Genomic DNA, 13833 nt, shown 5'->3' on the forward strand with positions numbered 1-13833 from the left:
GGTGAACAGGCCGCATTCCGCAGGCTGTTCACCGTTTCTTTTTTATGTATCGGCCGGCCGATACAAGTACATCGTTTTTCAGTAACCGAAGATTTGTTGCTGAGTAAGTTCTTCAATCGGACCTACTGCCTTCAGCTTGTTCATATCAAGGTCTTTCTTATCTCCTAAGATACAGTATACATACGTGCGTCCTTTCACCCATTCCTTCTGAAAATCAACGATATCTTTCAATGTCATCGTCTGCACGTCATTGTAGAGTTTGATGCGAGGGTCTACATTCTGTCCCAGATCCTGTGCATTGATGTAAGTCCAGATAATATCGCTTTTGATAATGCGGTCGGTACGCATACGGTTGATCAGTCCTTCTTTGGCCAGTTTGAAGGCTGCTTCGGACTCCGGCATATTATTGATAATATCGTTAAACGTATTGACAGCATCAATCATCTTGTCATTTTGCGTTGCAATCTGGGTACGTATCGTGTATGGATACTTCAGGTAGTTTGGCGGCAACATGCCGGCCCATGCGGAATAAGCCAGTCCGCGTGTCTCACGCATTTCCTGGAAGACGATGGAATTCATGCCGCCTCCGAAATATTCATTATATAATTCGCGGGTAGGTTCGATAGCCGGATCATATTTCTTATCGAGATTGGAAATTTGCGCCATGTATATCTGTTTGGCTTCATAAGGAGCTATCAGCACTTTGGTTGTCGGAGTTTCAAGATAAGGATATTCGTTTCCTGCAGGAATATCTTTCAGAACAGCCGGCACCTGGTGATATTGGTCGATGGTGGCCAACAGGTCTTTGCTGCTGCTAGGCCCGTAATACAGGATGCGGTGTTTGTAGTTGTTCTGATTATGAATCCGGTCTACCAGTTCCTGTGGATTCATGCTGATGAGTTCGGCTTCTGTCAGCACGTTGGTGGCAGGAGACTGCGGACCGTACATTGCGTAATTCATCAGGCGGGAGAAGTTCTTTCCCTGGTTCAGTTTGGCATCTGTACGAGCTTTCAGAATATCTTCGACCAGATTTTCGTAAGCTTCCTTGTTCACTTGTGCGTCTGCAAGTAATTTTTCGAATAGCTGCATAGCGGCAGGCATATTCTCATTCAGGCCGGAGAGTACTACATAAGTACGTTCGTTGCCCGGGGAAACGTAGAAAGTACAAGCCAGACGATAAAACTCGCTTTTCAGTTCTTCCGGTGTCATGTCAGAGGTCCCCAGATATTCGAGGTAGTCGAAAGCAGTTCCCAGTGCCTTGTCGTTGTTATTGCCCATATCGAATACGTAGATGAGCTGGAAGAGGTCGTTGGCAACGTTCTGCTTGTAAAGTACCGGAATATCGGACTTGGCGGTTAGCTGGCTCATATCCTTCTTGAAGTTAAGAAATACGGGTTCGATTGGTTTTACTACACTCTCCTGTATAGAGGTAAGGAAAGGACTTGTCACATCCCGGTTGGACACGATAGGCGTAATTTCCGGTTTCGTCATTTTCTTCTCGTTCGGGTCCTTGCCTTGCTTCTTATAGATCACGGCATAATTGTCTTCCTTCAGATATTGGTTGGCAAAGGCTGCGATATCCTCTTTGGTCAGTTTGGCCATGCGGTCGATGGCGGTTACTTCGTCTTCCCAGTTTGTGCCGTCGATGAAGGAGTTGACAAACATATCGGCACGTCCTTCATTGCTTTCCATGCTTTGCAGTTCGTTGAGCTTGAAGTTGTTGATGTTGGCTTGCAGCATCTTTTCGTCAAATTCTCCGGTACGGAGTTTCTTGATTTCACTCAGCAACAGGTCTTTCACTTCCTCCAGTGTCTGTCCCTGCTTGGGCTGTCCGCCTAGTATCAGTGCCGAATAATCAGCCAGCCCCATCGGATAGCCGTAGCTGTTCAGTACTTTCTGCTGCTGGTTCAGATTCAGGTCGATGAGCCCTGCCTGCCCGTTGTACAATACCTGTGAGACAACTTGCAGGATTTCAAAGTCTTTGCTGGATGCACCGGGGAATCTCCATGCCAATGCTACGCTTTCGGCATCCGGACCTAACACTTCTTTCACGATGGGCGCTGTGATAGGATCTTCTTTCGGCAAGTCCAGTTTCGGAAGTTCCGGATTAGGCTTTAAGCTGCCGAAATACTTGTCGATCATGGCAATTGTCTCATCCGGGTCCAAATCTCCTGACATACAGATTGCCATGTTGTTGGGAACATACCATTGTTTATAGTAGTTCTTGATATTGGTGATAGAAGGGTTCTTCAGGTTCTCTTGCGTTCCCAGTACGGTCTGTGTGCCGTAAGGATGTTTGGGGAAGAGTGAGGAGAAGATAGCCTCCTGTATTTTACTGTTATCCCGGGTGAGAGACATGTTTTTTTCTTCGTACACTGCTTCCAGCTCTGTGTGGAAACCGCGTATGACGTTATTCTCGAAGCGGTCTGCCTGAATCTTAGCCCAGTTCTCTATCTGATTGGAAGGGATATCTTCCTGATATACAGTCTGGTCATACCACGTATAGGCATTGCTGCCGGTAGAGCCGATAGCAGCCATCAGTTTGTCATATTCGTTAGGAATAGCGTATTTGGACGCTTCGTAAGAAAGGCTGTCGATGGTGTGGTAGATTGCCTTGCGTTCCGCTTCATCCGTTGTTTTGCGGTATATCTCAAACTGTTGTTCTATCTGGTCCAATAGCGGCTTTTCTGTGGCATAATCCTGTGTGCCGTATTTGTCCGTACCCTTGAACATCAAGTGCTCAAAATAGTGGGCAAGTCCGGTTGTTTCTGCCGGGTCGTTCTTTCCGCCCACCCGTACGGCAATGAATGTCTGAATGCGCGGGGTCTCCTTGTTAACTGTGAGATAAACTTTTAATCCGTTGTCCAGTGTGTAGATGCGGGCTTTTAGCGGGTCATTAGGCACTGTCTCGTAGCTATACTTCTGCGGTGAGCTACAACTGCAGATCACTAATGCGAGGAAAAGTGATAAGCATGAAAGTTTCAGTAGTTTGTTCATAATGTGACAACATTTTAGTGACAGAAACAAAGGTAGCGGAATTTTTCTTACCTTTGCACCGAAAATAGAAATTTGTAAATTGTAAATGATAAAATTGTAAATCACATGATTACTATTGAACAACTTAAAGACGTGAAAGAGCGCACTGATGCGCTGAGGAGGTATCTTTGACATCGACGGGAAGAAAATTCAAGTCGAAGAAGAACAATTAAGAACTCAGGCACCGGGATTCTGGGATGACCAGAAGAAGGCGGAAGCCCAGATGAAACTGGTGAAAGACCTGCAAAAGTGGATTGATGACTATAACGAAGTCAAGACGCTGGCAGATGAACTGGAACTGTCATTTGATTTTTATAAAGAAGAATTAGTGACCGAGGGAGATGTGGACGCGGCTTATGCGAAAGCCAGTGAAGCGGTGGAAGCACTCGAACTCAAGAATATGCTGCGTGATGAGGCCGACCAGATGGCATGTGTGTTGAAAATCAACTCCGGTGCAGGTGGTACGGAAAGTCAGGACTGGGCATCAATGCTGATGCGTATGTATCTGCGCTATGCCGAAACGAACGGTTATAAGGCTACTATCGCCAACCTTCAGGAAGGGGATGAGGCAGGAATCAAAACCTGTACCATCAATATTGAAGGAGATTTTGCTTACGGTTATCTGAAAGGAGAGAACGGCGTTCACCGCCTGGTACGTGTTTCTCCGTACAATGCACAGGGAAAACGCATGACTTCGTTTGCTTCCGTGTTCGTCACTCCGCTGGTGGACGACAGTATCGAAGTGAATATCTTGCCCGCCTGCATTTCATGGGATACATTCCGAAGCGGTGGTGCCGGTGGTCAGAACGTCAATAAGGTGGAATCCGGCGTTCGTCTGCGCTATCAGTACAAAGACCCTTATACGGGAGAAGAAGAGGAAATCCTTATCGAGAATACCGAGACTCGTGACCAGCCGAAGAACCGCGAGAATGCAATGCGTCAGTTGCGCTCTATCTTGTATGATAAAGAATTGCAGCATCGCATGGCGGAACAGGCGAAAGTAGAAGCCGGTAAGAAGAAAATCGAATGGGGATCGCAGATACGCAGTTATGTATTCGATGACCGTCGTGTGAAAGACCATCGTACCAACTATCAGACTTCGGACGTGAACGGAGTGATGGATGGCAAGATAGATGATTTCATCAAAGCTTATCTGATGGAATTTTCATCGCAGGAATCATAAAAACAAAAATTAGCGAGTGTTATTTTTGGAAAGTTAAAAGATTTGTTTTTACTTTGTTAGCGTTGAACTTTAAAGCTAGCATTATGGGTAAAAGTAAGAGAAAAGTAGCACATAGTAAGAAAGAGGAGGAACAGGCCCAGCGGGTAGTCAAGATAGTATTTGTTTCACTGATTATTCTGGCACTGATTATGCTGATCGCATATTCCTTTTTCGGCTGATTGATTCACCACAGGTTACGCAGTTTTGCATGGATGGAGACAGTAAACGTTGATCTCTCGACGGTGAATGTCCATGCTGACCAGGGTAGTCCGTGGTGAATTCTTTTTTTGTAATACCTTTGTCATTCGTGTAACAGTATTGTAATCTTTCTGTAATTTCACTGTATTTCTATTGTAATCTCCCCGTATTCTGCACGTCGTACCTTTGCCGCGAATTAAGTAGCAAGTAACCGAATGAGTAGAATCACAACAACCGTCGCTATCTTTTTACTGGCGACAGCAGCCTATGGACAGGCCAAAGAAGATGCCGGGGATGGCAAACAACTGAATAAGCAGACTATGGAACTGAAGGATTATCTGCCCGAAATTCATGGAACGATCCGGGGGAAATATGAGTTCCAGACAGAAACAAATGAAAGTCGTTTTGAAGTGCGCAATGCCCGTTTCAGTGTTTCGGGAAATGTACATCCTATCGTTGCTTATAAGGCGGAAATCGACTTGTCCGACGAAGGCTCCATCAAGATGCTCGATGCGTATACCCGTGTGTTTCCTGTCAAAAACCTGAATTTTACGCTTGGTCAGATGCGTGTGCCTTTCACGATAGACGCCCATCGTTCGCCTCATCAGCAGTATTTTGCCAATCGTTCGTTTATAGCCAAGCAGGTGGGCAATGTGCGTGATGTCGGTTTCACCGGTTGCTATACACAAAAGGAAGGTTTTCCTTTTATCCTTGAAGGAGGGTTGTTCAATGGTTCCGGACTGACCAATCAGAAGGAGTGGCATAAGACCCTGAATTATTCGATAAAAGCCCAGTTGCTGCCTAATAAAAACTGGAATCTGACTCTCAGCACCCAAATGATAAAGCCGGAGCATACACGTATTAATATGTATGATGCAGGTATCTACTATCAGAATCGTAATTTCCATGTCGAAGCGGAGTATTTGTATAAGATGTATGGACACGAAGCATTTAAGGATGTTCATGCGGTCAACAGCTTTGTGAATTACGACTTGCCGTTGAAGAAAGTATTCAATAAGGTTTCTTTTCTGGCCCGTTATGATATGATGACGGATCATAGCAATGGTCTGGCGGATAGCGAGACAGGCGCTCTGAAGATAAACGACTATGCCCGTCATCGGGTGACAGGAGGTATCACGCTGAGCCTTTCCAAAGCCTTTATTGCCGATCTCCGGTTGAATTTCGAAAAGTACTTCTATAAGAAATCCGGTGTTCCCAAAGAGTCGGAGCGAGATAAAATCGTCATTGAGTTTATGACGAGATTCTGATTTTTATGTTTACTTTTGTGCCATGGCACAAGAAATAGAACGTAAATTTTTAGTTACCGGTGATTTCAAACCCTTTGCATTTGCCCAAAGCCGAATAGTGCAGGGATATATATGCAGCGCCCGCGGACGGACGGTGCGGGTACGTATTCGTGACGATAAAGGTTATCTCACGATCAAAGGGGCCTCTAATGCATCGGGAACCAGCCGTTATGAATGGGAAAAGGAACTTCCCCTGTCGGAAGCCGAGGAACTGATGAAGCTTTGCGAACCGGGCATGATTGATAAAACCCGTTATCTGGTTCGTTGTGGCAATCATGTTTTCGAGATTGATGAGTTCTATGGCGAGAACGAAGGGCTTATTGTGGCCGAAGTGGAGCTGGAGTCAGAAGATGAGGCTTTTGTGAAACCGGAGTTTATCGGTGAGGAAGTAACCGGAGATATACGCTACTATAACTCTCATTTGATGAAAAAGCCGTATCAAACGTGGTGAATGTTAACAAATAAGCCGTATATTTGTTTTTAGTATTAAAAGAACAATGTATGGAACAGTTGTATAATTATTTACCGAGAGAACTGGTTACTTTCATCTTGGTTACCCTATTTTCTTTACTTATCGGACTGTCTCAGCGTCGCATTAGCCTGAAGCGTGAAGGAGAAACAACGCTTTTCGGGACTGACCGTACATTTACTTTCATTGGTATTTTAGGCTATCTGCTCTATATACTCGATCCTGCGGATATGCGCCTGTTTATGGGGGGCGGTGCTGTGCTCGGTCTGTTGCTGGGTTTGAATTATTACGTCAAGCAATCCCAATTTCACGTTTTTGGTGTGACGACCATCATCATTGCGCTGATAACTTATTGTTTGGCCCCTATCGTGTCTACCCAGCCTTCCTGGTTCTATGTGATGGTGGTTGTGACGGTACTCTTATTGACAGAGCTCAAACATACCTTTACGGAGTTTGCCCAGCGGATGAAGAATGATGAGATGATTACGCTGGCAAAGTTCCTGGCTATCAGTGGTATCATACTGCCTATGCTGCCGCATAAGAATCTGATTCCTGATATCAACCTTACTCCTTATTCTATCTGGCTGGCGACGGTTGTCGTATCGGGTATCTCCTATCTATCCTACTTGTTAAAGCGATATGTGTTTCATGAATCGGGAGTGTTGGTTTCCGGTATTATCGGCGGACTGTATAGTAGTACCGCTACCATTTCGGTGCTGGCGCGCAAGAGCCGGAAAGCTTCTGCACAGGAGGCGAACGAGTATGTAGCTGCCATGTTGCTTGCAGTCAGCATGATGTTTCTGCGCTTTATGATATTGATTCTGATCTTTAGCAGAGAGATTTTTATGTCTATCTATCCTTATCTGTTGATAATGTCTGTGGTAGCTGCTGTTGTCGCGTGGTTCATCCATTCCCGTCAGCGACGTTCCAAAGACCTGCCGGCTGACTCGGAAGAGGAGGACAGCAGTAACCCGCTTGAGTTTAAGGTAGCTCTGATTTTTGCCACTCTCTTCGTGATATTTACCGTTTTGACACATTATACGTTGGTTTATGCGGGTACAGGCGGATTGAATCTGCTCTCTTTTGTATCCGGACTTAGCGATATTACACCTTTTATACTGAACCTGTTGCAGAATACAGGAAGTGTTGCTGTGCTGGTTGTTGTGGCATGCAGTATGCAGGCTATTATCAGTAATATCCTGGTGAATATGTTTTATGCTTTGTTTTTTGCAGGGAAAGGCAGTAAGTTACGTCCCTGGATTCTGGGAGGATTCGGGACGGTGATTGGAGTAAATCTTGTGCTGCTGTTGTTCTTCTATTTTATTTGAGTTCGTATAAGTGGTTGCTATATGAAAATACTCCATTATATTTTGTTTTCTGAGAAAGTAGCTATTCGCACTAATTGAATACAATGGTATGCTTTGCTTTATAATTTTCAGAAAGAACAGGCGTAATGAAATCTGTAAATAAACTCATTAAAAAAGGCATCTGAGAAACAGATGCCTTTTTTAATGAGTTTATTTAGAAATCAATATCGTTCATACTGTTAACCAATAACTGATATTTAATGTATCCTCCACTTTTGGAAGAATATTTAGTGTAAATAGCAGTAATGTTACCTTTAGCCCCATTTGTGGGCAGAGGTTGGAGGGCGAAGTTGGAATATCCGCTGACGCGCAGGATATAGTTCCCACTTGTAGTCGTGGCATTCTCATAGTTGAACAATGAAGATCCATAATAACGATTGCCTCCATAACTGTAAGCATAGGTCGGAGTCAATCCTTCTTCTGAATAATATTTATTCTCGTATACCGCAGTAGTTGAACCATTCGGATAAGTCGTTTCCAGGTATTGAGGATATTTGTCTCCGTCGAATGAACCTTCTGTGTAAGTCAATCCTTCGAAGCGTACCAAACGGCCAAGTGCATCATCATTCAATGCTGTTTTATAATTGCTTGAGTTGATAACTAATGTATCATCTTCTGTCAGACTGCCGAGCTCACCTTTGAACACATGTTGATCAACAAATAAAGTGTTTTCGAGATTACGGTTTGCATAACCCTTTGCGATATCTTCAGCTGTTGGCATTCCGCCTACACTTAACATATAGCGATAGCTTCCGATAGCCAATCCTTTGGTCTTGACAAAGAGAGTTTGTCCTACGTGAAAATAAACATAGTTGCTAACCATCAGCTTCAGTTCGATTGCCGATTCGGATGATTCATCATAGATGTATACTGATTTGTATACATTACCGGCTTGGTCGCTTGAGATTACTTTTCCACTGATGACATAATCTTCTGTGACTTCCAACGTTTTGCCAAGGCTGGAAGCACCGTTTCCATATTTGTCATAGAAAAGTTGCTTAAAGTCCTTGATAGAGATGAGTTTGCTATCTGCGAAGTCTGCTTTCGTCCAGACTTTGGCGGGAGCAGGCTCTTCGAATTCGTTGTAGCAGCTGCTGAAACCGAGCACTACTGCCGCAAGCATAAATAATTTAAATATTTTGTTCATAACTGTTCTTTTTACTTATGATATCCTTAGAAACGGAAATAAATGTTCATGTAATACGTTGTACCGAACATATAGAAATATTTCGAATCAAACGGTTGGTAAGTCTGATAGCTCTCGTCTTTGTTCTTCAGCAGACGAACTTGTTCATAACCGCCGGTCTTGATGTTCTGGTTGTTGAGCAGGTTCTTCACTTCTAAGCTGAAGCCAAGAGTATAGGCACGGTTGATGTACCAGTTCTTGCCAACACTTGCATTAAATACACAAGCTGAGTTGAATTTCTCCTGATTACGCAAGGTTGCAATGTCTTCTGTAGTCATTCCCGGTGTTAATACGGCATCTGTACGATAGAGCGGACTCATTGATAAGTACATGTTATCATAGTAGTTCATATCTAATGACGCAAATATGTTTTTAGGACCACGATATGACAAGCCTACGTTCAGTGCAGTCTGCGGAGTGCTTTCTACACGGAAGTTCTTCCAGTATACTTTACCTTGATTTTTAATTTCTCCACTATTGTCCTGAATCTGTACATAATCCGGATTGTTGTCATAAGTGAATTGTCCCCAGCTGATAGCTGCATTCAGAGAAAGTCCTGCGTAGATGGGTACGGAAGCCGCAGCTTCAAGTCCGAAATGACGTTTGTTGATACCGCTCATGGCAAAGTTAGAGAAGGTAGCTTCTACGTCATCATAATAAGAAAGGACTTTAGACTGATCCATAAATTTCGTATAGTATCCGGAGATACGTGCTTTAACATCTCCCCAACGCAAGTTGTAAGAAGCATCTATACCGAATACCTTTTCACTTGAAATGCCCGGAGTCGCAGAGTTACGAGTACGAGGTGAAACAAATGAAGCCTGGAAAGCGGGAGCATCCTGCATATAAATGATGTTGGCGTCAATAGAATGAGCGGCAGAGAACTTGTAGCTGAAGTTAGCTTTCAACTTATAAGTCAGGTAATTCTGCTTCTTGGAATCTCCCTGAGAATTGTCAAGGAACAACCCCTTCTTCCAGATACCATGACGCCATAAAGTAGTATGCCCGAGTTCTCCACCCAGATTAACTCCGAGATTACCGAAACTCTTGCTGTATTGTGCCCAGGCACGCGCATTGATTATGTTACCGTAATAGTCGTAGCTATATTTATCTCCCTTCTTTACTGCTTGTGCATGACCATGCTTTTCATAGTATTCCATGTTGTTCTGGTAAAGAACAGGATTCATACCACCCATGTCACGTTCGGCAAACTTATCTACGTCTACCCAGTAGTCGCCGCCCAGCAAGTCTTTCACTTCGCTATAATATTCCGTACAGTTACGGCGGAAGTTCAAACCACCGTTGATTTTAGAGTTATCACGGAAGAGATGAGAGAATTGTGTATAGAGGTTCCAGTCCAGTTGGTCTGCATGGCGTTCTTCAATCATGTTGATGGCACGATGACCGGCTCCATAAGTCGGATTTTCCTCCTGGCTTTGGTTGATATGATACAAGTTGTCCCAGTTGATATGGCGGATGTTGTTCGTATTTCCCATCCATGCTTCATACAATTGCGCTCCGACATAAGTGTTGTCGTAGAAACTGGGTAAATAACGGTAGTAGTCAGGACGTGGGTCGGGACCGCCATACCAGGTTAGGGCAGAATAACCGTTCTGTCCGAAACGCAGAGAAGTTGCAACGTTCAATTGCGAACGGTCATTGATGTCGAATGTATAGTTCAGCATGGTGATAGGTTCATGGTAGCTACGCACACGTGCATTGACACGCTTGCCGTTCAGCCAGCCCCAGTTCGGGTTGTAGTAGTTGTTGCCTACCAAGTCATAAGCTTCCTGAGTAGAAGCCTGTTGTGCGCCACGCTCTGTAGGAGCACCCAAGATGCTTAATGCCAGTCGGTGTTGCGAATTGAATTGCTTTTCCACAGCAGCAAAATATCCGAAAGCATTGTAATACACACCGTCTACATACGAGTTTCCTCCCTGGCGAGTCGATACGGAGAAAGCATACGACCAGCCATTATCCTGTATACCGGATGCATAAGTCAGCATACCGCGGAAGCGATACATGGAGTTACCGTTCACTACGCTGGCACGAAGTCCTTTACGCATCTGTGAAGGGCGGGTATTGATGTTTGTTGTACCTGCGATACCGCCAATGCCCATGTCGCCCATGTTCAGCGCAGATGTGATTTCCTGGTTACGGGTTGCATCATTCAAGCCGCTCCACAAAGACCAAGGAGTGTATCCTGTCATTGCGTCGTTCAGCTGAATGCCGTTCATATATACGTCTGAGTATTGTGAATCATAACCGCGGACATTGAAACGCATCTCGCTGAATTTGTAAGAGGCGATGTTGTTGAATACATCTTTGGAAGCCGACAGTGATGAAGGAAGCGACTGGGCATCGTCCAGCGTTTCTGTATCAAACTCGGCAAAGATTGCGTCGTCCATAGTTGGAGCGACATTGTCGGGAACCATGATTACGTTATTGATATCTCTGATCATCTTATCTACACGAACTGCAAGAGTCAATGGTTCGAACTCTGCTGCCTCGAAAGTAAGAGTGTATTCTCCTTTTGCCAGATTTTCGATAACGAAGTTACCCGACTCATCGGTTCTGGTCGTTACATCTCCCGGAGTTAATGTCACTTTTACGCCGTCTATAGCCGCACGTGTTGTACGGGAAACGACTTTACCTTTGGCACCACCATTGTTTTGTGCAAAAACGGTGAATGACATCAAAGATAGCATCATGAATAGGAATGTTCTGATTTTCATATAAACTTATTTTTTTTATTTACCTATATAGATATATACGGGGAAGTGGTCACTATATCCTCCTTGGAAATTGTTACCCACATAAGTGCGCAATGGATATCCTTTGTATTGTCCTTCTTTCTGCACCATATAATGTTGCTTGAAGATATTTCCGTAGAATTTAGAACCGGATGCTTGCTGTAATTTAAGTTTTCCGGTCGAACCTTTGGCCAAATTCTCAGAAACGACAATGTTATCAAATATATTCCAGGCGTCACCATAAGCTAATGTTCCGTATCCTGCCTTGAGCATGTCGGCATAAGGAGCAAAGAAATCGCCTTCTTTCAAATCCTTTAATTTGAACTTAGCTCCCAAGCCTTGAGCAATACTCTTGTCAGTCGGGTCATCATTAAAGTCTCCCATCATAACGACCTTTGTATTAGGATTTGCCTTCATGACGGAGTCGGCAATGCTGCGCATCTGTTGACCAACTGCAATACGTTTAAACTCCGAAGCCTCTTTGCCTCCTAAACGTGAAGGCCAGTGTGCTACCATAAAGAAGAAAGGTTCGTTTTCAATCGTTCCCCATAACGTGAGGATATCACGGGTTTTGAAGTCAGGAAGTGAAGGGATGACTGTTCTCACAGCTTTTTCTCCTTCTATCTTAAACACATCCGGACGATACAGAAAAGCTACATCTACACCACGGGCTTCAGGAGAATCGAAGTGTGAGATTCGATAGTTTGCCGGAGCCAGTTTGCGAGTTGCGATAATATCTTCCAGTACACTGCGGTTTTCTACTTCTGATACACCGATAATGACCGGATAATCCTTGTTGATAGCTGCGATGTCAAAGAATACCCGTTCGGTATTGGTCAGTTTCTTGTTGTACTTGGCTGAGTTCCATTTTTTAGGACCTTCGGGAGTAAATTCATCATCGTGAACTTCCGGATCATTGATTGTATCAAAGAAGTTCTCAAGATTGTAAAATACAACCTTATACGGTTTCTGTGCAAAGCTGAACGATATCAGCAGCGCAAAGAGCGCGGTTACTAATAACAGTTTTTTCATAAGCTAGCGTATTAGTTAATCCCCCATTGGGATGGATTATTTTGTTGTTTTACCCTACTGGATACTTGTGGGAAGAACGTAAATCCTGTTTTGGATTCAATATCTGCTACAGAAGTGCAAATAGACTTAGGAGGCTCGATATTTCCATATGATTTATGGTCTACCCAAAATCCTATTGATATCAGTTCACTGTCCGAACAGTCTTTGATGTTCTTTCCTGTTTTGCCACTCTTCGTACGCAGAAGTACTTTGAAGTAGTTTGTAGGAACCGGAACTGTATTCTTTGCTCCATCTGTAGTGGTGGTTGCACCTGCTCCAAAATATGCACCGGTAACTACATACAACGTATCAGAACAGTTGTTTGCCCGAACTTTGGTTTCAAGTTTAGCCCACATATCCTGATTCAGACGATTAAGCTGTGGAGTCATGTTTGACATATAGAAAGTTTGAGCATTCATCTCATCTGTTCCCAAGCGGTCGGCTGATGGAAGCTGATGTCCACGGTCATAAGAACCTCCATAGGATTTTAATGTGCAATCGGCTTGATAACTTTGGGGAATGATCGGATCGAAAGCCCAACGGTCTGTACGTTCTCCTGATCCTTTGAGGTATGCAGTATGTATCGGATATGCTACCCACAAAGCTGCTTTCTTTGTCTTATCAAAACAAATGGAATAATTACGTATTGTTTTATCATTCAGAAGAGCATAATGAGTTACATACTGATAATTTGCATTCTCTTTGAAGTCTGGTACTTCAGCCCACAACTTGAAAGCCGGCAGGTTCTGCTGCGATTCAGACAATTGTACTAAATCAAAGACTTTAGCTTCTTGATCTGCAAACTGGATTGAAATCTTGGCTACACGCTGTTCTTTACTTGTATTGCTATTATAATATACGTATAGAACATTGAGTCCGTCTTTTACTTCTCCGGATTTAGAGGATAAGGTCAGATCATTGCTACTGAAAGAACACCATGTTGTACCCTCAGTGATCTCTGCATTCCATATGGTCCCAGGAGTACCTGTGATGATTATGGCGGATGATCCGGATGCAGATTTTACAGTGGAGGAAATCTTCCAGTAGGCTTCACCTGACTGTGATGAGTCTCCACCGTTAGAGTCATCATTGCTACATGCTGTTATACATAAGATGAGGACTGATAGCAAGAATGATGTATAATACTTAGTAAATGATATCATTTTAGGGTATATATTTAGAGACAAGTAACTCTTGGCAAGTATAACTTGCCAAGAGTTTACT

10 protein-coding genes are annotated in these 13833 nt (G+C 43.8%); 5 read left to right on the forward strand and 5 right to left on the reverse strand.

The annotated features are described in order from the left end of the window. Nucleotides 1–78 precede the first annotated feature (78 nt). On the reverse strand, nucleotides 79–2997 hold the full coding sequence (locus tag HMPREF2794_RS08625) for a M16 family metallopeptidase (protein WP_070751333.1): 2919 nt from the start codon (nucleotides 2995–2997) through the stop codon (nucleotides 79–81). A gap of 105 nt (nucleotides 2998–3102) precedes the next feature. On the opposite strand from HMPREF2794_RS08625, the gene prfB reads away from it, so the two are divergent. From prfB to HMPREF2794_RS08645, 5 genes are all read left to right on the forward strand, one after another. Further along, a protein-coding gene (gene prfB, locus HMPREF2794_RS08630) for a peptide chain release factor 2 (RefSeq protein WP_162533273.1) occupies nucleotides 3103–4219 on the forward strand; the annotation gives its coding sequence in 2 pieces (ribosomal slippage) (nucleotides 3103–3165 and nucleotides 3167–4219; 1116 coding nt in all). A gap of 83 nt (nucleotides 4220–4302) precedes the next feature. Next, nucleotides 4303–4437, forward strand: coding sequence for a hypothetical protein (locus HMPREF2794_RS29800; protein ID WP_010536260.1), 135 nt, complete (start codon nucleotides 4303–4305; stop codon nucleotides 4435–4437). A gap of 234 nt (nucleotides 4438–4671) precedes the next feature. After that, complete coding sequence (locus HMPREF2794_RS08635) at nucleotides 4672–5724, forward strand: porin (RefSeq protein ID WP_010536261.1); 1053 nt, start codon at nucleotides 4672–4674, stop codon at nucleotides 5722–5724. Between the two features lie 22 nt (nucleotides 5725–5746). Continuing rightward, nucleotides 5747–6214: a CYTH domain-containing protein gene (locus HMPREF2794_RS08640; RefSeq protein WP_010536262.1), complete on the forward strand. Its 468-nt coding sequence runs from the start codon at nucleotides 5747–5749 to the stop codon at nucleotides 6212–6214. Nucleotides 6215–6264: 50 nt separating this feature from the next. After that, the gene (locus tag HMPREF2794_RS08645; RefSeq protein ID WP_070751334.1) at nucleotides 6265–7560 is read left to right on the forward strand and encodes an MgtC/SapB family protein; all 1296 of its coding nucleotides are present in this window, start codon (nucleotides 6265–6267) and stop codon (nucleotides 7558–7560) included. 193 nt (nucleotides 7561–7753) lie between these two features. Here HMPREF2794_RS08645 and HMPREF2794_RS08650 read toward each other — a convergent pair whose 3' ends face one another. The 4 genes from HMPREF2794_RS08650 to HMPREF2794_RS08665 are packed head-to-tail and all read right to left on the reverse strand — an operon-like array spanning nucleotide 7754 to nucleotide 13772. Next, on the reverse strand, nucleotides 7754–8746 hold the full coding sequence (locus HMPREF2794_RS08650; RefSeq protein ID WP_055269051.1) for a DUF5689 domain-containing protein: 993 nt from the start codon (nucleotides 8744–8746) through the stop codon (nucleotides 7754–7756). A gap of 26 nt (nucleotides 8747–8772) precedes the next feature. Continuing rightward, complete coding sequence (locus tag HMPREF2794_RS08655) at nucleotides 8773–11520, reverse strand: TonB-dependent receptor (RefSeq protein ID WP_070751335.1); 2748 nt, start codon at nucleotides 11518–11520, stop codon at nucleotides 8773–8775. 15 nt (nucleotides 11521–11535) lie between these two features. Next, nucleotides 11536–12570, reverse strand: coding sequence for an endonuclease/exonuclease/phosphatase family protein (locus HMPREF2794_RS08660; protein WP_070751336.1), 1035 nt, complete (start codon nucleotides 12568–12570; stop codon nucleotides 11536–11538). Between the two features lie 11 nt (nucleotides 12571–12581). After that, nucleotides 12582–13772, reverse strand: coding sequence for a DNA/RNA non-specific endonuclease (locus HMPREF2794_RS08665; protein ID WP_070751337.1), 1191 nt, complete (start codon nucleotides 13770–13772; stop codon nucleotides 12582–12584). Nucleotides 13773–13833: the final 61 nt, after the last annotated feature.

This window comes from Bacteroides sp. HMSC067B03 (assembly GCF_001811315.1).
Lineage (GTDB): Bacteria > Bacteroidota > Bacteroidia > Bacteroidales > Bacteroidaceae > Bacteroides > Bacteroides faecis.

Excerpts from the sequence above, each read along its gene's own strand:
- HMPREF2794_RS08645 (WP_070751334.1), top strand. The coding sequence starts at position 6,265 with ATGGAACAGTTGTATAATTATTTACCGAGAGAACTGGTTACTTTCATC.
- HMPREF2794_RS08640 (WP_010536262.1), top strand. The coding sequence starts at position 5,747 with ATGGCACAAGAAATAGAACGTAAATTTTTAGTTACCGGTGATTTCAAA.
- HMPREF2794_RS08655 (WP_070751335.1), bottom strand. The coding sequence starts at position 11,520 with ATGAAAATCAGAACATTCCTATTCATGATGCTATCTTTGATGTCATTC.
- HMPREF2794_RS08625 (WP_070751333.1), bottom strand. The coding sequence starts at position 2,997 with ATGAACAAACTACTGAAACTTTCATGCTTATCACTTTTCCTCGCATTA.
- HMPREF2794_RS08635 (WP_010536261.1), top strand. The coding sequence starts at position 4,672 with ATGAGTAGAATCACAACAACCGTCGCTATCTTTTTACTGGCGACAGCA.
- HMPREF2794_RS08665 (WP_070751337.1), bottom strand. The coding sequence starts at position 13,772 with ATGATATCATTTACTAAGTATTATACATCATTCTTGCTATCAGTCCTC.
- HMPREF2794_RS08650 (WP_055269051.1), bottom strand. The coding sequence starts at position 8,746 with ATGAACAAAATATTTAAATTATTTATGCTTGCGGCAGTAGTGCTCGGT.
- HMPREF2794_RS29800 (WP_010536260.1), top strand. The coding sequence starts at position 4,303 with ATGGGTAAAAGTAAGAGAAAAGTAGCACATAGTAAGAAAGAGGAGGAA.
- HMPREF2794_RS08660 (WP_070751336.1), bottom strand. The coding sequence starts at position 12,570 with ATGAAAAAACTGTTATTAGTAACCGCGCTCTTTGCGCTGCTGATATCG.